The sequence below is a fragment of the Acinetobacter sp. 826659 genome (assembly GCF_000588515.1).
In the GTDB taxonomy this organism is placed as follows: Bacteria; Pseudomonadota; Gammaproteobacteria; order Pseudomonadales; family Moraxellaceae; genus Acinetobacter; species Acinetobacter pittii.
The window spans coordinates 866,090-885,222 of sequence record NZ_JFYD01000001.1 but is presented as its reverse complement, the minus strand read 5'-3'; the positions used below and the strand labels follow the sequence as shown (position 1 = coordinate 885,222).

Genomic DNA, 19,133 nt, shown 5'->3' with positions numbered 1-19,133 from the left:
AATTACTGGAGTGTATTTATAAAATGTCGAATCAAAATCTGAGCGAGCCTCATGAACAAGGTGAGCTCCATCGAAGCCTCTCCAATCGGCATTTACAACTAATCGCGATTGGTGGTGCAATTGGTACCGGATTATTTATGGGATCAGGCAAAACAATTAGCCTTGCTGGTCCGTCGATCTTATTCATTTATTTGATTATTGGTGTGATGGTGTTTTTTGTCATGCGTGCGCTTGGCGAATTACTTCTTTCAAACCTTGCCTATAAATCATTTATTGACTTCACAACAGATTTAATCGGTCCATGGGCAGGTTATTTTGTAGGGTGGACATACTGGTTATGTTGGATCACGATTGGTATCGCTGACCTTTCTGCAATTATCTATTACTTACAGTTCTTCAATAATGGTCTACCTTTCTCGCCTGTTGAAGGGGCGATGATCAGTGTTGCCGCGATTGTATTTATTATGGGTTTAAACCTGTTAACAGTTCGCTTGTTTGGTGAGTTAGAGTTCTGGTTTGCGCTCATTAAGATTCTTGCGATTATTATATTAATTGCTGTTGGCCTATGGATGATCTTTACAGGCTTTACCTCAAGTACAGGTGAAGTTGCATCATTTACTCATCTCTGGGCTAACGGTGGCTTCTTCCCAACAGGTGTACATGGTTTCTTGGCAGGCTTCCAGATTGCAATCTTTGCTTTTGTTGGTGTAGAACTTGTGGGAACAACGGCTGCGGAAACCAAAGACCCAGCACGTAACTTACCAAAAGCAATTAACTCAATTCCAATCCGTATCATTATTTTCTACGTATTGGCATTGTTGATCGTGATGTCTGTAACACCTTGGAATAAAATTGATCCAGCCATCAGTCCATTTGTGAACTTGTTTAGTCAAGCAGGTGTGGCAGCAGCAGCCATCCTGATGAACTTGGTGGTATTGTCATCAGTGATGTCATCAATGAACAGTGGTGTCTTCTCAACAAGCCGTATGTTATTCGGTTTATCTCGTGAAGATCAGGGTCCAAAAGCTTTTGGTAAATTGAACAGACGTGCGGTACCGGCAAATGCATTGTATTTCTCTGCTGCGTGTTTATTGTTAGGTGCGGCATTACAGTATTTTGTTCCAAATACAGTTGAGGCATTTACACTTGCAACGACGCTTTCAACGATTCTGTTCATTTGCGTGTGGTTACTCATTATCTGGAGTTATATCCGTTACTACACTACGCGTCCTGAGCTACATGCAAAATCAACATTTAAATTACCGGGTGGTCTATTTACATGTTGGGTCACGATTATTTTCTTTATTGGCATGATTTATGTGCTGTCTTTAGAACCAGATACGTTCAAAGCGCTTAAAGTCAGCCCAATTTGGTTTGTTATCTTGATCATTGGTTATTTCTTCTTCTATAAACCACGTCATAAAAAGTAATTAAATTTATTTGCTTATGATCAAACGCTGGCTGAAAAGCTGGCGTTTTTTATGCATATTGTTTTTCTCTTTAAGTTTACTCTTTAGCCGCTTGCATGATCACGGTATACTGCATCGAATTGTTTAAATCAGGTGCTCAGATGCGTCGTGTCATTTGCCTCATCAGTTTATTGAGCAGCAGTATTTTGCTTAGCGCTTGTGGTCAGTCAGGAGCATTACAGCTACCTTCTGATCCGAATTATGACAAACGTGCGAAATACTTGCTCTATCGTAATAAAGAACAGAAACAAGTTGTTCAACAGGATGAGCAGGCTGAACAGCCAGTTGAATCATCAGCCCCAACCCAAACAACTTCACCTTAAGCTTTGAAATAAGGACACATTCATGAGTTTCACTCGCATTAATGGAGTATTGCATGCAGAGCAATGTTCTATGGAGCAGCTTGCGCAGCAATTTGGCACCCCTTTGTATGTTTATTCAAAAGCAGCTTTTGAAAAACATTACTTAGATATGGACCGTGCTTTTGATTTTATTGATCATCAAATCTGTTTTGCGGTGAAATCTAACTCAAATATAGCTGTTCTTAATGTGTTGGCAAAACTTGGTGCTGGTTTTGATATCGTATCAGGTGGTGAACTTGCACGCGTTTTAAAAGCGGGTGGAGATGCATCTAAAGTTGTTTTTTCTGGGTTAGGTAAAACTGAAGCCGATATCGAAACATCGTTAAATGTAGGTATTGCTTGCTTTAACGTTGAGTCTTATGCAGAACTAGACCGTCTTCAAAAAGTTGCAGCACGTCTAGGCAAAAAAGCGCCAATTTCTTTACGTGTAAATCCAGACGTAGATGCAAAAACTCATCCTTATATTTCAACAGGTTTAAAAGAAAATAAATTTGGTATTCCAAGTGATACCGTTTATGAAACTTATCAATATGCTGCATCTTTACCAAACCTTGAAATTATTGGAATTGACTGCCACATCGGTTCGCAATTGACCGAGACTAAACCGTTTGTTGATGCTTTAGATCGTGTCATGTTGATGATCGAAGAACTAAAAAAACTTGGTATTACTCTTAAACACATCGATATCGGTGGTGGTTTGGGTGTTTGTTATAAAGATGAAACGCCGCCAAGTGTTGAAGAATATGCCAACTCAATGAAACCTGCTTTAGAAAAGTTAGGTCTCAAGGTTTATATGGAACCGGGTCGTAGCATTAGTGCAAATGCAGGTGTGCTTTTAACCAAAGTTGATTTGCTCAAGCCAACGAGCCACCGTAACTTTGCCATTATTGATGCAGCAATGAATGATTTAATTCGCCCTGCTTTATATGAAGCGTGGATGGATATCCAACCTGTAGTGCCAAGTTCAGATACTGAAGAAAAAACTTGGGATCTTGTGGGTGCAATCTGTGAGACGGGTGATTTCATTGGTAAAGATCGTTCATTGGCTTTAAAAGAAAATGACTTGTTAGCTGTTCTTGGCGCTGGCGCTTATGGTTTTGTAATGAGTTCAAATTACAATACGCGCGGACGTGCCGCAGAAGTGATGGTGTCAGGCGATAAAGCCCATTTGATTCGTGAGCGTGAAACGGTTGAATCTCTGTGGGAAAATGAACGCTTGTTGCCTGAGGAGTAAATGAAATGTTGTTAGAATTTACTAAAATGCATGGCCTAGGTAACGACTTTATGGTGGTTGATCTAATCAGCCAACGTGCCTATTTGGATACAGAAACAATTCAACGCTTAGCCGATCGTCATTTCGGTATTGGTTTTGATCAGCTTTTAATTGTTGAACCACCAGATTTACCGGAAGCAGATTTTAAATATCGTATTTTTAATGCTGATGGTTCTGAAGTTGAACAATGTGGTAATGGTGTACGCTGTTTTGCTCGTTTTGTACATGAGCGCCATTTAACGACCAAAACAAGTATTACTGTCCAAACCAAAGCAGGTATTGTAAAACCTGAATTGGGACAAAATGGTTGGGTTCGCGTCAATATGGGGTACCCGAAGTTCTTGCCGAATGAAATTCCATTCATTGCAGAACAACCAGAAGCTTTATATACACTTGAGTTAGCTAACGACCAGAACATTAATATTGATGTGGTCAATATGGGCAATCCTCACGCCGTAACGATTGTTCCAGATGTATTAACTGCAGATGTTGCTGGCATTGGTCCACAAGTCGAGTCACATAAACGTTTCCCTGAACGTGTTAATGCTGGCTTTATGCAAGTAATTGATGAAAAACATGTGCGTTTACGTGTATTTGAACGTGGTGTTGGTGAAACATTAGCTTGTGGTACAGGAGCTTGTGCGGCTGCGGTAAGTGGTATGCGCCGTGGCTTACTTGCGAACTCAGTTGAAGTTGAACTTGCTGGCGGTAAGTTACAAATTGAATGGCAAGAAGGCGATGTGGTTTGGATGACTGGTCCAACAACTCATGTATATGATGGGCGTTTGGATTTACGTTATTTCCAAGGCTAATCGCATTACCAAAATAGAAGTCTCTTTTATTATCTAAAATGATAAAAGAGACTTTCTTTTATATGTAGAATAATTTTATAACTTTATAAAAATATGAATAATTTAATTTTCTTACCCGGTGCATCAGGCAGTACGACATTTTGGCATCCCTTAATTGAAAAATTACCTCAGCAGTATCGTACAAAAATTATTGGTTACCCCGGTTTTGGCGATACACCAGAATCCCTTGAAGTGAAGAGTTTTGAAGACCTAACAAATTATGTGGTCGATCAAATTCATGATGAGTCTGTAATTATTGCTCAATCAATGGGTGGGATTTTTGCCGTTGCCGCAGCGTTACAAAAACCTCAACTGGTGAAAGGGCTGGTTTTGATTGCAACTTCTGGTGGAATTAACCTTAAGCGATTTAATGTGCAAGACTGGCGTGAAGCATATCGCCAAGCATTTTTAAAATATCCAGATTGGTTTATTACGACGAATGCCAACTATGAAGAGTTTCTGTCAGACATAAATGTCGAAATCTTATTAATCTGGGGTGATAACGATCCAGTGAGTCCAGTTGAAGTGGGAACATACTTAAATCAGATATTTAAAAATTCAAGGCTGCATATTGTTAAAGGTGGAGATCATCAGTTGGCAGAAAAACATGCTGATGAAGTGGCCACACAAATTAAAGATTATTTAAAAAAGATGAGGTAAGTCTTTTAAAAAGCGTGCTATGTGTTAGCACGCTTTTTTTTAAATTTATCTTTTACTCAAAGCTAATTTCAAAGCAAATAACACAAAAATACTGCCTGTAATTCGGTCCATATATTTCACAAATTTGGGTTGCTTAAGATAACGTGACAGTGGCTGCATAGCTAAAATTAATAAAGTTGACCATAATATTCCAATCACCACATGAATCATTACCAGTCCCATCACCCAAGTAACGGCCGATGCTTGTGGTGGAATAAACTGTGGAAGAAATGAAATATAAAAAATACCAACTTTGGGATTAAGTAAATTACCCAAAAAGCCTTTAATAAACCAATTTTGTGAAGGAGAGGTATTTGAACTATTCTCTTGAATATCTGCAAGTTGGCTACGTGGTTTTAAAATCATATTTAAACCTAACCATGCTAGATAAGCTGCTCCCATCCATTTTAGAATATTAAAAGCGAGATCAGATGCCATGAGCAAAGCACCTAGACCACAGGCAACCACAATTCCCCATACAATACAACCAAGACAAATGCCTACAGCGGCTTGAAACGCTTTCGATTTACCTTCAAGTGTTGCTGTACGAATAATTAAAGTCGTATCTAAACCCGGGGTAAGTGTAAGTAATGTAATGGCAATTAAATAAGGGATAAGTATGGTGGTCATGGCAGCAAGGTCCAATGAATACTTGGTTTAAATTGTAATATATAAATTAGATCAGTATTAGGTTGTGCGGTATCAAATTTTCATGATCACATAGTTTTTGATACACTCAAAAAAATGAGCAAATAAATGGAGAGCAATTTGGATTTTGCATTACAACTGCTCTCAATGTGGTTAAAAGAAAGAAAAATACAGAATCAATCTGAGCACACGATTACTGCTTATGAACGAGATGTTAAAAGCTTTCTTGAGTTCTGCGAGCACAAACAACTAGATTTGAGAAATATTGAAGCTTCAGATTTAAGAGAGTACTTAGCGCAGCGTGTCGAACAGGACCAGTTAAGTTCAAGTAGTATGCAACGCCATCTCACTTCAATTCGCCAGTTTATGAAGTGGGCTGAACAAGGCAAATATCTAGAAATTAATCCTACTGACGATTTTAAGTTAAAACGCCAACCTAGACCTTTACCAGGCATGATCGACATAGAAACAGTTAATCAAATTTTAGATCAACCTATGCCTGAAAAACCAATTGATCAGCAGCTTTGGTTAAGAGACAAAGCGATGCTCGAGTTACTTTACTCAAGTGGTTTACGTCTGGCTGAATTGCAGGGATTAACTGTTAAAGATGTAGATTTTAATCGCCAACTTGTTCGTATTACAGGTAAAGGAAATAAAACACGTATAGTACCATTTGGGAAAAAAGCAAAAGAAAGCCTATTGAACTGGTTGAAAGTTTACAAAATTTGGAAAGGACATTTTGATCAAAATGATTCTGTCTTTATTTCCTTACGAGGAGGGGCGCTCACTCCAAGGCAAATTGAAAAACGTGTGAAGCTTCAAGCACAAAGGGCAGGTGTAAATGTCGATTTACATCCGCATTTACTCAGACATTGTTTTGCTAGCCATATGCTATCGAGTAGCGGTGATTTGCGTTCAGTACAAGAAATGCTAGGCCATAGTAATTTATCTACGACACAAATTTATACGCATATTGATTTTGATCATTTAGCACAAGTATATGATCAAGCTCATCCAAGGGCTCATAAAAACTAAAATTTAAAAATAGACTCAATAAATAGATAATTAAATTGAGAAGTTTTAGGTGAATGTAGAGATCATTTGTATTTTTTTACAAATTTGTTTAAGAGAAATAGTCAAAACAGCCAAATTGACCATTTTGATCTTTGGGTATTTTGTGGACGACTGGGTCTAAAAAACCTCAAATTTAAGGTTTTTAAAAGTAATGTTATGTTTCTAGCTAATATGCTAAATAAGATAAAAAGATAATAAAAATCAATGTATAAAATAGAGTTTAAAAAGAATAAAATAGGCCCTCATAGCAGTATAAAATTTTTTTATGAACTGATGATTTCATTTTTTTTGTGCTGTTCTAGAAAATTGTGACTTGACCGAAATGCCAAACACATTGCAAGATAGGGTACCTAAAAAATTTTAATTGAAGAGTTAATATACTTTTCTCAACATTTACTTTTGCTAGAACAGCCGAGGATTACATGAAGGCTCTTGTTGCTGTAAAACGCGTGGTTGATGCCAACGTTAAAGTTCGTGTTAAGCCGGACAATAGTGGGGTTGACCTTACCAACGTAAAAATGTCAATTAACCCATTTTGTGAAATCGCAGTGGAAGAAGCGATTCGCTTAAAAGAAAAAGGAACAGTATCAGAAATCGTTGTTGTTTCTGTTGGTCCTAAAGAAGCTCAAGAACAAATCCGTTCTGCAATGGCTCTAGGCGCAGACCGTGGTATTTTGGTTGAAACTACTGATGAAATTGGCGCTTTAGAAGTTGCTAAAATTTTAAAAGGTGTTGTTGAAGCTGAAAAACCAGAACTTATCCTTCTTGGTAAACAAGCAATTGATGATGACTCTAACCAAGTAGGTCAAATGCTTGGTGCATTATTAGGTGCTGGTCAAGGTACATTCGCTTCTGAAGTGAAAGTTGATGGCGGTAAAGTACAGGTGACTCGTGAAGTTGACGGTGGTTTACAAACTGTTGAACTTACACTTCCTGCAATCATCACGACTGACTTGCGTCTGAACGAGCCACGTTATGCAGCATTGCCTAACATCATGAAAGCTCGTAAGAAGCCACTTGATACTAAATCTCCTGCTGATTATGGCGTTACAGCTGGTACTAAGCTTAAAACTGTTAAAGTTGAAGCTCCAGCAGAACGTAAAGCTGGCGTACAAGTGAAATCTGTAGATGAGCTTGTTGAAAAATTGAAAAATGAAGCGAAAGTGATCTAATACGGAAGGATAAAATCATGAGTATTTTAGTTATCGCTGACCACAACAACCAAGTACTTAACGGTGCTACTTTAAACGTTGTTGCTGCAGCACAAAAAATCGGTGGTGATATTACTGTATTAGTTGCTGGTTCTGGTGCTCAAGCAGTTGCTGATGCTGCTGCTAAAGTTGCTGGTGTAAGCAAAGTTTTACTTGCTGACAACGCTGCTTATGCAAACCAATTAGCTGAAAACGTAGCTGGCCTAGTTGCTGACTTGGCTAAAGGTTACAAATACGTTTTAGCTGCTTCTACAACGACTGGTAAGAACATTCTTCCACGTGTTGCTGCTCTTCTTGATGTAAGCATGATCACAGATATCATTTCTGTTGAATCTGCGAACACATTCAAGCGTCCTATCTACGCTGGTAACGCGATTGCAACTGTTCAATCTGACGAAGCAATCATTGTTGGTACTGTTCGTGGTACAGCATTTGATCCAGTTGCTGCGGAAGGTGGTTCAGCTGCTGTTGAAACAGTTGGCGAAGTAAAAGATGCGGGTATTTCTCACTTCGTATCTGAAGAAATCGTTAAGCTTGATCGTCCAGAATTAACTGCGGCTCGCATCGTAGTTTCTGGTGGTCGTGGTGTAGGTTCTGGTGAGAACTACCATAAAGTACTTGATCCATTAGCTGACAAGCTTGGTGCAGCACAAGGTGCTTCACGTGCAGCAGTTGATGCGGGCTTTGTACCTAACGATTTCCAAGTTGGTCAAACTGGTAAAATCGTTGCACCTGAGCTTTACGTTGCTGTAGGTATTTCTGGTGCGATCCAGCATTTAGCTGGTATGAAAGATTCTAAAGTTATTGTTGCGATCAACAAAGACGAAGAAGCGCCAATCAACAGTGTTGCTGACTACTGGTTAGTTGGTGATTTGAACACTGTAGTACCTGAATTGGTATCTAAACTTTAATCTTTACCGATTAAAGCTAAAAAACCCCTAGTTTTTACTAGGGGTTTTTTATTATGAATAGTGATCTGAAATGTATAACTGAGACTTTTATCTCATTTGAGGTTTGATTTTTATAGAATAAAAATCACATAGTTTTATTAAGAATAGAACGTGCTCGTTATAACGATATGATAAGAATAATATGCAATTAAATTATACAAATATCACCAGATTAGCGGTGTAGATTCCGCACATTACAAAGTGCTTTTATGCTATAGTATACAGCTATATTTTTTTCGATTTTAGTTCAGTTTCCGGAACTAAATTTTTTGCAAGATCAAGACATATAAGCAGATGGAAATTTCTATCTGTAAGAAGGAGTATGCATGAGCGTATCGGAAATCCGACCGATTGCCATTGAGGACGAACTCAAGCATTCATATTTAGATTACGCGATGAGTGTAATCGTATCTCGTGCATTGCCGGATGTGAGAGACGGTCTTAAACCTGTTCACCGTCGTGTGCTTTATGCTATGCACGAATTGGGCAATGACTATAACAAAGCCTACAAGAAATCTGCGCGTGTTGTTGGGGACGTAATCGGTAAATATCACCCTCATGGTGACTCAGCTGTTTATGAAACCATTGTACGTATGGCTCAGGACTTTAGCTTACGTTATTTATTGGTAGATGGTCAGGGTAACTTCGGTTCGATTGATGGTGATAGCGCAGCTGCGATGCGTTATACCGAAGTCCGTATGACCAAGCTTGCACACGAGCTTCTTGCAGATCTAGAAAAAGACACGGTTGACTGGGAAGATAACTACGACGGATCTGAGCGTATTCCTGAAGTACTTCCGACACGTGTTCCTAACTTGTTAATTAATGGTGCTGCTGGTATTGCCGTAGGTATGGCAACCAACATGGCACCGCATAACATGACAGAAGTTGTGAATGCGTGCTTAGCCTATGCTGACAATCCGAACATCTCGATTGAAGGATTGATGGAATATATTACCGGTCCTGACTTCCCTACAGGCGGTATTATTTACGGTAAATCAGGTATTGTTGATGCTTACCGTACAGGTAAGGGCCGCTTACATATTCGTGGTAAGTACCATTTCGAAGAAGATGAAAAGACAGGCCGTACAACGATTGTCTTTACTGAAATTCCATATCAAGTAAACAAAGCAAGAGTTATTGAACGTATTGCCGAGTTAGTGAAAGAGAAAAAACTTGAAGGTATTTCAGAACTTCGCGATGAGTCTGACAAAGAAGGTATGCGTATTGCAATTGATTTAAAGCGTGGTGAAAACGCTGAAGTCGTTGTAAATAACTTATTCTTAAATACCCAGCTTGAGAACTCATTCAGCATCAACATGGTTTGTCTTGATAACGGACAACCAAAATTGATGAATCTGAAAGATATTATTGCGGCATTTATCCGTCACCGCCAAGAAGTTGTGACACGCCGTACCATGTTCGAACTGCGTAAAGCACGTGAACGTGGTCATATCTTAGAAGGCTTAACAGTCGCTTTAGCCAATATCGATGAAATTATCGAGACGATTAAAACTTCTGCTAACCCTGCTGAAGCGCGTGAGCGTTTACTTGCAGGTGAGTGGGCAGGTGGTGGTGTCGTTTCATTGCTTGAAAAAGCTGGCGCAATTTCTGTTCGTCCAGATGAAATCGAAGGTGAAGATCCAAATCGTCCGTTTGGTTTAACTGAATCGATTTACCGTTTATCACCAACACAAGTAGGCGCAATTTTAGAATTACGTTTACATCGTTTAACAGGTCTTGAACAAGACAAATTACATGCAGAATATACTGAGATCTTAGGTCAAATCGCTGAACTTACTGCGATTTTGAATGATTTCAATTTATTGATGGCTGTAATTCGCGAAGAGTTGGCACTGGTACTACAACAGTATGGTGATGGACGTCGCACTGAAATTATTGAATCACGTATTGATTTTAGCCGTGAAGATTTAATTCCTGAAGAGCAAGTTGTATTAACGGTTTCACAAACAGGTTATGCAAAAACTCAACCACTTTCAGATTATCAGGCTCAGCGCCGTGGTGGACGTGGTAAGTCTGCAACTTCAATGAAAGATGATGACTTTATTCAACATCTGATTGTAGCTTCAAACCATGCGACTGTGCTGTGCTTTACCAACGTAGGTAAAGTATATCGCCTTCGTGTGTTTGAAGTGCCTCAAGCATCACGTGGTGCCAAAGGCCGTCCGATTGTGAACTTGTTACCTTTAGATGCGAATGAAACAGTAACAGCTATCTTGCCGTTGACTGAGTTCCCAGAAAACCATTACGTATTTATGGCGACAGCATCAGGTACGGTTAAACGTGTTGATTTAGAGCAATTCGCTAATATCCGTTCAAATGGTTTACGTGCAATTGAGCTCAATGAAGAAGATACCTTAATTGGTGTTGCGATTACTGATGGTAATCAGCAAATCATGTTGTTCTCGAACGAAGGTAAGGCAATCCGTTTTGCTGAAACTGACGTACGTGCAATGGGTCGTACTGCGAAAGGTGTTCGTGGTATGCGCGTGAGCTTTGCAAGCAGTACTTTAAGTGAAGAAGATGCAGATGTTGAAAATGATGAATCAGATGACAATGACGATTCAGCAGATTCAAATTTAGTAAGCCGTATCGTATCGCTTGTAGTTGTACCTGAAACAGGTGAAGTACTGTGTGCAAGTGCCAACGGTTATGGTAAACGTACTCCAGTAAATGACTTCCCGACTAAGAAACGTGGCGGTAAGGGTGTCATTGCGATTAAGACAAGCGAACGTAACGGTGAGCTTGTTGGTGCAGTGTCTATTGACGAAACCAAAGAATTGTTACTTATTTCTGATGGCGGTACATTAGTTCGTACCCGTGCAGCAGAAGTTGCAATGACTGGTCGTAATGCACAAGGTGTACGTCTAATTCGCTTAAGCGAAGAAGAAACTCTAGTAGGCGTTGTGTCTATTGAAGCTGTCGAAGATGAAGAAGAGTTTCTCGAAGGCGAAGTAGATACTACTGAAACTGATAGCGAAGAAGCTGTATCAAATAATGAAGATGCTTCTGAAGACTAAGTAAAACTTTAATAAAAAAGGAAGCATAAGCTTCCTTTTTTATTTTATGAAGAAGATTTTTTAACAAGCCGATAATAAGATAAACTCACCAATATTAATCCAAGGGTCCCAAGAAATATCAGCTTTGGTACAACCGTGGCTAATGGAACACCCATCTGATTAAGTTGCACAAACATTTGTACCGCATGTGTTGAGGGTAAACACCACGCAAACCATTGTAGCCATTCAGGCATTGCTTGATGAGGCCAAGCAGCTCCAGTTAGTAAAAATAAAGGTACAGAGCTAAACACAATAATATGTCCGGCACGTTCCGGCATATCTAAAAGTGAACCGATCAACATGCCTAGTCCAATAATACAACTAATAAAAATTGGAACGGCAATGAGGAGACCTATAAAATTTCCACCGTGTGGATAGTCATTGAACCACAGCGTAAAACCAAAAAGATAAAAACTACTTAAACAACCAATGGTAAATATACTTGCGAAAATTCCAGTGAAGCGAACAGCTGTAATTTTTTGGTGTTGCTCACGGTAGCTTGCAATCAGCATCGCTAAACCTAACACAATAGTTTGATGGATAATTAAAGAGGCAACAGCCGGAAAAATATAACTTCCATAGCCTGAAAGGGGGTTAAATAAAGGCACTTGATGAATAGAAAGCGCTGGCTGGAAATGCGTACGTTGTCCAAATTTCTCAATGTATTCTTTTAATGTGGTTTCAATTGAGGTTGCTAGACCTAAACCAATTTCTTTAGTTTTTAAAAAGTTGGTTGTGCTTAAGTATAAGCCGATTCCACCTGTTTCTCCGCGGCGTAGGCTTTGGGTTAAGTTATTTGGTAAAAGTAAAATACCATCGGCTTTTTGCTCACGGACCATTTGTTCAGCTTGTAAAAAATTGCTGGTAACTGTAACGATATGAACATGGGGGCTATTTGCACTTTGTCCAATCAATTGAGAAGTTAAGAGGCTTTGTTCTTCATCAACAATCACAATTGGAATAGATTCTGCACGCTCAGCTTTATAGGCGGTAGGATAAAAAAAACTATAAAGAATCACCGATAAAACTAGCGTTGTGAAAACTGAGCTATTACTTACAATGTCTTTAAATGTTTGCCCATAAGCCTTAAAGAATTCTTTCATTGTGTTGCCCCTTGAACTAATTTTTTAAGCAATAGACAACTTAAAAAGAAGTAAATCAGGCAATAACCGATGAGTATTAAAAAAGGAATCATTGAAATGAAAATTGGACTGCCGATCACCCATTGTTCGGTTTGAAGCTTGGCATAAGGAGTATACGGAATAATGAGTGACCAAAATTTGGTAAAAATAGGGGCATTATTTAAAGGTAGCGTAACGCCAGCGAAACTTAAAGAAGACCCGCCATATACCGCGATAAAACCAAAAGTTTTACTTAAATTTTTGGTTGCAAGAATGACGGTACTACTAATCAAAGCATAGGCAAAATACAGTAAAAACTGTGCGCATAACAATAAACTAAGAGAACCTGCTACGAACCAGCCCCGGATTTCGACTAGCCAAAACATCCATACCCATGTCCATGCACAAAATATAAGGCTATAAAGCAGATTTTTGGCCAATAAGCCTTGAATAAAACTTTCTCGGTTTACCCATGCTGTTAATGTGCCACGTTTAAGTTCTTGTCCAATAGCAAAGGCAACACAGCAACACAGCAATAAGTGCAATACAGCAGGAACCATGAAGGGTTCTAAATAAAACTCATAGCTCATGCTTGGATTATAAAGCGTTGAGATTTTTACATCAGCTGTAGGAACATCTAAATAGGGGATATTATTTGCTAAATAACTCTGGCCTGCGTAGTCTGCTAAAGCATTGAGGGTACTGACCAGCATTGCTGAAGAAATGGTATTTCCGACACTAAAAAAAGACTGGTTAAATGCAATGCTGATTTGAGCATCTTGTGCTTTCACAAAGCGTTTTTCAGCGCCGTCTGGAATGAAAACATAGCCCCATATTTTGGTTTCATTGAGTAGTTGCTCCGCTTCTGTAGAGCTTGCCGTAATTGTTTTAATCTCTACTGTATGATTCAACGAAAGATACTTTTCAATATTACGGCTGAGTTCACTTTGGTCTTGATCAATAATCGCAATTGGTAAGTGTTCAGCTTTACCTGCGTAAAACATGCTGCTAAACATGAAAATGATAAAAGCAGGGATAAGTGTCACCATACACAAATCCCATTTATTGCTTTTTAGATAGTTTAGTTCCCGTAATATACTGGCCAACATGCTTTATTTTTCTTCTTTAATTTTAAATAGAACACTCATACCAACCTTTAAATCTTTGACAGGACGTTCAGGCACCAGATGCAATTTAAAGCTACGAATATCATAGCCTCCAGTTTGGCGAGTCGTTTTTATGGTGGCAAATTCACCTTCAGCATCTATATTCTTAATTTTAAAATTCACATTCTGATTAAGTGCTGGAATGAATCCTTCAAGGGTTTTATTTTTATAAACAGAGGCATATTGATTTTCACCGACGTTTAAACTTACCCATAAATCATCATCTTCTAAAATGCTGACAACAGGTACACCCATAGCGACTAATTCAGAAGGTTTACCGTAAGTTTTTGAAACCGTACCTGAAATAGGAGAGAGTAAACGTGTTTCTTCCTCTAGTGCTTTTGCTTCACCTACAGCTGCTTTTGCAATTTCAACCTGTGCATCTGCGGTAGATTTTTGTTGGCTCGTACTGCCACGTTTTGCACGAGCATATTGTTGATAAGAGGCTTCACTTAACTCTTGGGCAGAAGTTTGTGCTGCGAGCATTTCATCTCGTCTTTGACGTGAAATGACACCTTGTCTATATAAATTTTCACCACGTTGGTAAGTGGTTTTTGCAAGGTTTGCTTGTGCTTTTGTGCTTTGCCAGTTGGCATAAAGTGTATCGATATTCTCTTGTTGAGAACCACGATCTACCGTAGATTGAAATGCTAAAGCAGATTGTAAGGTAGCCAAAGCTTGTTGCTTTTTAGCTTCTATTTCCGGGCTAACTAAACGAACAAGTGGCTGGCCTTTGGAAATTTTCTGGCCTTCTTGTACATAAATTTTTTCAATACGACTCGGAACTTTTGTACTTACGTGAATAGTTTCGGCTTCAACTCGGCCTTGTAGTTCAATAGGCTTTGGCTGATAACTTTTCCACAAACCAAAAATAATTAAACCCAATAGGGCAATAATGATTACACCAATAATCAGTTTAATTTTTGAATTTTTAGGTGGTTTTGAATCATCTTTATTTGTGCTTGATTCTTGCTGATCACTCGCTTGATCATCTTTTTGAACTTGGTTGGTTTCTGCTGTATCCGCAACAGGAGCATCTTGTTCTGAATGAGCTGAGTCTTGATTCATTTTATACTCCCCTTAACGAATATAGTCGGTATGTGGTTGATTAACGTATGCTTTAAACTCATCAATTGAGCCGTGACTTTGAAGTAAAGTCGCGAGTGACATGACATATTTATAAGCATTTAAAGCCATTTCAGTTTTTAACGCGCTTAATGCATTTTGTGCATCAATTACTTGGGTTGCTGTACCCATTCCTTCACGGAAAGAAAGTTCTTGAATACGTAAGTTCTCTTGAGCGGCATTTACGTTTCTTTGTAAGAGCTGATGACTTTGCTGAGCAGAGTTGAGTTCGTTATATGACTTATTCAAAAGACCTTCGATCTCTTGTTTAGTGCGTTCAGTCATGAGTTCAGAGGCATAGCGCTTCAATTCGGCAGCGTGAATATTCTTATTTTTATCTACACCTGAAAATAGGTTGTATTTTGCCATTACACCGACAATCCAGTTTTCATTTTCATCAAGCGCATATTCACCAAATGCAAATAGACTTGGTTTTTTTGCTGCTTGTTGAGCTTGAATATTGACATTAGCCAGTTGAGTATCCATCTGCATTTTTTGTACAAGGCTAGATTGTTGTGAATAACTGGTTAAAAGTGATTCTAGAGACTGGCTTGGGGTGTTGTTTACAAATAAAGGGGTACTTAAATCGACATTATTTTGTTGATGTAAAAGATTATTAAGGCTAAAGCGGCTGGCATTTAAGTTAGCTTGAGCATTTTGTAAAGTACGTTCCGCATTATTACGAGCTACTTCAAACTGCATGCGTTGCCCTTTACTAATAAATCCTTGTTGTTCCAGCTTTAGGGCATTGTTGTAATGTTTTTGCATCGCATTAAAGTTAAATAGGCTACTTGCTACCAGCTGCTGCTGTAATTGCACATTAAAGTAACTTTGTACTACTTCAAATCGCTGTATATCTTGTTGTTGTTGGCTTGAAAGCTCAGAGCGCTGTGCTTGTATATTAGCTATTTTTTTAGCGCTGCTGGTTAAGCCGCCTGTATAAAGTGGCATAACGACCGAAATAGAAGGGCGTACAACCTGATCTTCGATAGTTAGATTCGCATAATCAGGAAAGCGATTTATACCATCATGTATGGTTTGGTTTGCGCCTTCTTGAACTTGTCCCAGCACATCTGATGGAATGACATTGTTCCACTGTGAAAGTTTATCGTTTAGCCCTTGGCTTAAATCATTCTCAAGTTTTTGTTTAAAAGAACCAAGGGGAACATCTGTTTCACTATGAAAAGCGTAGGCTCTGACATTTAAATCAACTCTAGGTAATCCGAGGCCCTTTACTGCTTCAGCTTCTAATTGAGATGCTTGCTGTAATGCTTGGTTGGCTTGAGTACTATATGAACTTTTCAAAGCTTGTTGTTCTGCTTCAGCATAACTTAAGCTTCCGGCATATAAATGATTAGTGAAAAAAAAGCCTAAAGCCAAAGCAAGATGTTTTGGTTTAAATGAAAAGGGAAAAATAGAATGTCTATATCGATGTGTTGGCATTTTAAATAACAATTTTTGGCATCCCTTATAGTTTAAATTTCTTGTTATTAAATTCAATTATCATCTTGTTTATTATACATTTGTATAAAAACATGGTGGTTTTTAGCTCCTTTAATTATTGAATTTACTAAGCCAATATTTTTGTAATAGCTATCAAGGTATGTGAAATGATAATCACAAGTCAAGTTGATCTTTTTGCTTAAAAATTTTTTTAAATGAGGAAGCTGGTCATTAAAACTAAAGAAATAACGACAACAATAATTGAAAAAATAAAGCTAAATACAGTCCAGCATTGAAATATTTACTTGAGAAGCTGCTGCAAGCTTAAGCAATCTGTGGTTAAATGCCATTTTTATTGTGTTTGACTTTATACAAGGGAAAAATCATGCGCGCGTACAATTTCTGTGCTGGTCCTGCTGCATTACCTACTGCCGTTTTAGAAAAAGCTCAACAAGAATTGTTGGATTGGCAAGGTAAAGGTCTATCCATCATGGAAATGAGTCACCGTAGTGCTGACTATGTTGCTGTGGCTGAAAAAGCTGAAGCAGATTTACGCAAGTTAATGAATATTCCAGAAAACTATAAAGTACTGTTTTTACAAGGCGGTGCGTCATTACAATTTTCTGCGATTCCTTTAAACCTTTTAGGTAAGAACAGTAAAGCCGATTATATTCACACCGGCATCTGGTCTGAAAAAGCATTAAAAGAAGCAAAACGTTATGGCGATATTAATGTTGTAGAAGCTGGCATTAAAGTAGATGGCAAGTTCGCAATTTCTGAACAAAGTGAATGGAATTTATCTGACGATGCAGCATATGTACATTATGCGGATAATGAAACGATTGGTGGCTTACAGTTCGCAGGAATTCCTGATGTAAAGGCTCCACTTGTTTGTGACTATTCATCAAGTATTTTATCTGCTCCATTAGATGTGACCAAGTTTGGTTTAATCTATGCTGGCGCACAAAAAAATATTGGTCCTGCTGGTTTAACAATTGTCATTATTCGTGATGACTTACTTGATCAAGCTAAACCAGAAATTCCAAGTATTTTAAAATATGGTGACCAAGCCAAAAATGGTTCTATGGTAAATACGCCATCGACTTACGCTTGGTACTTGTCTGGTTTGGTATTTGAGTGGTTGCTAGAGCAGGGTGGGGTAGAGGCGATCCATAAAGTGAACCTTGAAAAAGCTCAATTGCTCTATGGTTATATCGACTCAAGCGATTTCTACAATAACCCGATCGCAATTCCAAACCGTTCAATTATGAATGTACCGTTTACCTTGGCAGATGAAGCTTTAGAAAAGCAATTCTTAAAAGAAGCGGAAGCTAATCACTTGTTGAATTTAGCTGGCCACCGTTCTGTCGGCGGTATGCGTGCAAGTATTTATAATGCCGTACCATTAGAAGGCGTACAGGCTTTAATCAACTTTATGGATGATTTTGCAAAGCGTAATGGTTAAGCAAATCAAATAAATAAAGCCCTCAAATGAGGGCTTTATTTATTGAATAAGTTATAAATTAAAAAGGCACTAAACCAAACTGGTGCATGAATATGGCAGCTAAGAACATACCCAAGACAAAAAAGCAAAACGCACCAGTATCGACCTTTACGCGCAGGCTACTGGATTGAATGAGGCTGGTAGTTTGTTCGGGTATAATCTTCATTCAATAACCTAATTATTAAAATATTAGTGAAATTCAATTAGTTTCACCCTTTTTAGCACAAATAGTCGCCTGAATCCAGATATTACCGCGAATATATTCGCCAATATTAAAGTTTTTATACAAATCGTTTTTGGTCGCAATGCGCACTAATATGGCAGGAAGATCATCTTCTAAAACCAAAGTGACATCATAAAGAGTATATTCTGCCCCCATAAATGTCATAGAAGTTTTACCAACAATATTACCTTGGAACCATGCTTCATCTTCTTGACCAAGATTTTCACCATATAAATAGGCGACCATTTTAGAAAAATCAACGGTTACAGGTTCTTGATCTTCTGGAGTTTTTGGTTGCCATTCATTAATGAGTTCCTGTAAGTTTTCAGGAGCAACACCATTATGTTCAGTTAAAATTGCATTTAATGCACGGTGATGTTTAATCGAAGCTGGGTCATCAACAATAATTTTTTCGCCTGCTGGAACAGGTTCTAATTCATAAGCCCATGCATTAAATTGGACTTGATAGTTTTGATTTTTGTCATATTGACAGTAGTTAACACTAAATAAATTATCAAATGCATAAACAGTTGTATTTTTATTTAGTCTTAAACTTAACACGGCTTGTGTTGCAGAGTCACAAGTAATGATGCGTTCAATTTTTGCATTATATTGGTACGGACTTTCAAAACTTGGGAAGGCTGTTTTAAGCGCACGAGGTTTTTGATTTTCAACAGCAATAATTTGATTGATGGTAACTTTTTGGTCTTGTGGACCTTGAATGAGCCAAAAAGATTGATCCATGTCTTCTTCATGTTCACACAAACCCATTGGCATTACAGGTGCATCAAGTGCCAGTCCTAACCATTTTGGTACATCTGTTTCGGGATGGGACGTCAATAGATTCCAATGTTCTCCATGACTACCAAAATTTTGGTCATTTACTTTAATAACTTCTGGACTGTTTTGATTTTTCATAAGCACGATGCTGTTG

At 38.4% G+C, this 19,133-nt stretch carries 16 protein-coding genes; 10 read left to right on the top strand and 6 right to left on the bottom strand.

The window, feature by feature from the left end:
* Window positions 1-23: 23 nt before the first annotated feature.
* From J663_RS04130 to J663_RS04110, 5 genes are all read left to right on the top strand, one after another.
* Complete coding sequence (locus J663_RS04130) at window positions 24-1,430, top strand: amino acid permease (RefSeq protein WP_031944988.1); 1,407 nt, start codon at window positions 24-26, stop codon at window positions 1,428-1,430.
* A gap of 140 nt (window positions 1,431-1,570) precedes the next feature.
* Window positions 1,571-1,792 (top strand): LPS translocon maturation chaperone LptM, encoded by a 222-nt coding sequence (gene lptM / locus J663_RS04125; RefSeq protein ID WP_002118887.1) that lies wholly within the window; start codon window positions 1,571-1,573, stop codon window positions 1,790-1,792.
* A gap of 22 nt (window positions 1,793-1,814) precedes the next feature.
* The gene (gene lysA, locus J663_RS04120; RefSeq protein ID WP_005067709.1) at window positions 1,815-3,065 is read left to right on the top strand and encodes a diaminopimelate decarboxylase; all 1,251 of its coding nucleotides are present in this window, start codon (window positions 1,815-1,817) and stop codon (window positions 3,063-3,065) included.
* Between the two features lie 5 nt (window positions 3,066-3,070).
* Window positions 3,071-3,916 (top strand): diaminopimelate epimerase, encoded by an 846-nt coding sequence (gene dapF / locus J663_RS04115; protein ID WP_002118553.1) that lies wholly within the window; start codon window positions 3,071-3,073, stop codon window positions 3,914-3,916.
* A 93-nt stretch (window positions 3,917-4,009) separates the two neighbouring features.
* Complete coding sequence (locus J663_RS04110; RefSeq protein ID WP_024433499.1) at window positions 4,010-4,615, top strand: alpha/beta fold hydrolase; 606 nt, start codon at window positions 4,010-4,012, stop codon at window positions 4,613-4,615.
* Between the two features lie 45 nt (window positions 4,616-4,660).
* Here J663_RS04110 and J663_RS04105 read toward each other — a convergent pair whose 3' ends face one another.
* Entirely contained in the window at window positions 4,661-5,284 is a 624-nt protein-coding gene (locus tag J663_RS04105; RefSeq protein ID WP_033847920.1) for a LysE family translocator, read from the bottom strand.
* Window positions 5,285-5,449: 165 nt separating this feature from the next.
* Between J663_RS04105 and xerA the strand changes: the two genes are divergently transcribed.
* From xerA to gyrA, 4 genes are all read left to right on the top strand, one after another.
* Window positions 5,450-6,337: a site-specific tyrosine recombinase/integron integrase gene (gene xerA / locus J663_RS04100; protein WP_080973505.1), complete on the top strand. Its 888-nt coding sequence runs from the start codon at window positions 5,450-5,452 to the stop codon at window positions 6,335-6,337.
* A gap of 461 nt (window positions 6,338-6,798) precedes the next feature.
* A complete protein-coding gene (locus tag J663_RS04095) occupies window positions 6,799-7,548 on the top strand; it encodes an electron transfer flavoprotein subunit beta/FixA family protein (RefSeq protein ID WP_033847918.1) in 750 nt (249 codons plus the stop codon).
* Window positions 7,549-7,565: 17 nt separating this feature from the next.
* On the top strand, window positions 7,566-8,498 hold the full coding sequence (locus tag J663_RS04090) for an electron transfer flavoprotein subunit alpha/FixB family protein (RefSeq protein ID WP_002118921.1): 933 nt from the start codon (window positions 7,566-7,568) through the stop codon (window positions 8,496-8,498).
* A 365-nt stretch (window positions 8,499-8,863) separates the two neighbouring features.
* Entirely contained in the window at window positions 8,864-11,578 is a 2,715-nt protein-coding gene (gene gyrA / locus J663_RS04085) for a DNA gyrase subunit A (RefSeq protein ID WP_032007057.1), read from the top strand.
* A gap of 44 nt (window positions 11,579-11,622) precedes the next feature.
* Here the strand turns inward: gyrA and J663_RS04080 are convergent, their stop codons facing one another.
* The 4 genes from J663_RS04080 to J663_RS04065 are packed head-to-tail and all read right to left on the bottom strand — an operon-like array spanning window position 11,623 to window position 16,472.
* Window positions 11,623-12,720 (bottom strand): ABC transporter permease, encoded by a 1,098-nt coding sequence (locus J663_RS04080; protein WP_033847916.1) that lies wholly within the window; start codon window positions 12,718-12,720, stop codon window positions 11,623-11,625.
* On the bottom strand, window positions 12,717-13,847 hold the full coding sequence (locus J663_RS04075; RefSeq protein ID WP_212771398.1) for an ABC transporter permease: 1,131 nt from the start codon (window positions 13,845-13,847) through the stop codon (window positions 12,717-12,719). Before J663_RS04075 ends, J663_RS04080 begins: the two co-directional genes overlap by 4 nt.
* 3 nt (window positions 13,848-13,850) lie before the next feature.
* Window positions 13,851-14,972, bottom strand: a complete 1,122-nt coding sequence (locus J663_RS04070; RefSeq protein WP_033847912.1) for an HlyD family secretion protein — start codon at window positions 14,970-14,972, stop codon at window positions 13,851-13,853.
* Window positions 14,973-14,984: 12 nt separating this feature from the next.
* Window positions 14,985-16,472, bottom strand: a complete 1,488-nt coding sequence (locus J663_RS04065) for a TolC family protein (protein ID WP_033847910.1) — start codon at window positions 16,470-16,472, stop codon at window positions 14,985-14,987.
* A 385-nt stretch (window positions 16,473-16,857) separates the two neighbouring features.
* Here J663_RS04065 and serC point away from each other — a divergent pair, with 385 nt between their 5' ends.
* On the top strand, window positions 16,858-17,937 hold the full coding sequence (gene serC, locus J663_RS04060; RefSeq protein WP_005067728.1) for a 3-phosphoserine/phosphohydroxythreonine transaminase: 1,080 nt from the start codon (window positions 16,858-16,860) through the stop codon (window positions 17,935-17,937).
* A gap of 238 nt (window positions 17,938-18,175) precedes the next feature.
* Here serC and J663_RS04055 read toward each other — a convergent pair whose 3' ends face one another.
* Window positions 18,176-19,117, bottom strand: coding sequence for a hypothetical protein (locus J663_RS04055; RefSeq protein ID WP_002118998.1), 942 nt, complete (start codon window positions 19,115-19,117; stop codon window positions 18,176-18,178).
* Window positions 19,118-19,133 lie beyond the last annotated feature (16 nt).

Bases quoted from the DNA above. Each gene is read 5' to 3' on its own strand.
- lptM (WP_002118887.1), top strand. From the start codon at position 1,571: ATGCGTCGTGTCATTTGCCTCATCAGTTTATTGAGCAGCAGTATTTTG.
- J663_RS04080 (WP_033847916.1), bottom strand. From the start codon at position 12,720: ATGAAAGAATTCTTTAAGGCTTATGGGCAAACATTTAAAGACATTGTA.
- xerA (WP_080973505.1), top strand. From the start codon at position 5,450: ATGTGGTTAAAAGAAAGAAAAATACAGAATCAATCTGAGCACACGATT.
- serC (WP_005067728.1), top strand. From the start codon at position 16,858: ATGCGCGCGTACAATTTCTGTGCTGGTCCTGCTGCATTACCTACTGCC.
- J663_RS04130 (WP_031944988.1), top strand. From the start codon at position 24: ATGTCGAATCAAAATCTGAGCGAGCCTCATGAACAAGGTGAGCTCCAT.
- J663_RS04055 (WP_002118998.1), bottom strand. From the start codon at position 19,117: ATGAAAAATCAAAACAGTCCAGAAGTTATTAAAGTAAATGACCAAAAT.
- dapF (WP_002118553.1), top strand. From the start codon at position 3,071: ATGTTGTTAGAATTTACTAAAATGCATGGCCTAGGTAACGACTTTATG.
- lysA (WP_005067709.1), top strand. From the start codon at position 1,815: ATGAGTTTCACTCGCATTAATGGAGTATTGCATGCAGAGCAATGTTCT.
- J663_RS04095 (WP_033847918.1), top strand. From the start codon at position 6,799: ATGAAGGCTCTTGTTGCTGTAAAACGCGTGGTTGATGCCAACGTTAAA.
- gyrA (WP_032007057.1), top strand. From the start codon at position 8,864: ATGAGCGTATCGGAAATCCGACCGATTGCCATTGAGGACGAACTCAAG.
- J663_RS04105 (WP_033847920.1), bottom strand. From the start codon at position 5,284: ATGACCACCATACTTATCCCTTATTTAATTGCCATTACATTACTTACA.
- J663_RS04070 (WP_033847912.1), bottom strand. From the start codon at position 14,972: ATGAATCAAGACTCAGCTCATTCAGAACAAGATGCTCCTGTTGCGGAT.
- J663_RS04065 (WP_033847910.1), bottom strand. From the start codon at position 16,472: ATGCCAACACATCGATATAGACATTCTATTTTTCCCTTTTCATTTAAA.
- J663_RS04090 (WP_002118921.1), top strand. From the start codon at position 7,566: ATGAGTATTTTAGTTATCGCTGACCACAACAACCAAGTACTTAACGGT.
- J663_RS04075 (WP_212771398.1), bottom strand. From the start codon at position 13,847: ATGTTGGCCAGTATATTACGGGAACTAAACTATCTAAAAAGCAATAAA.
- J663_RS04110 (WP_024433499.1), top strand. From the start codon at position 4,010: ATGAATAATTTAATTTTCTTACCCGGTGCATCAGGCAGTACGACATTT.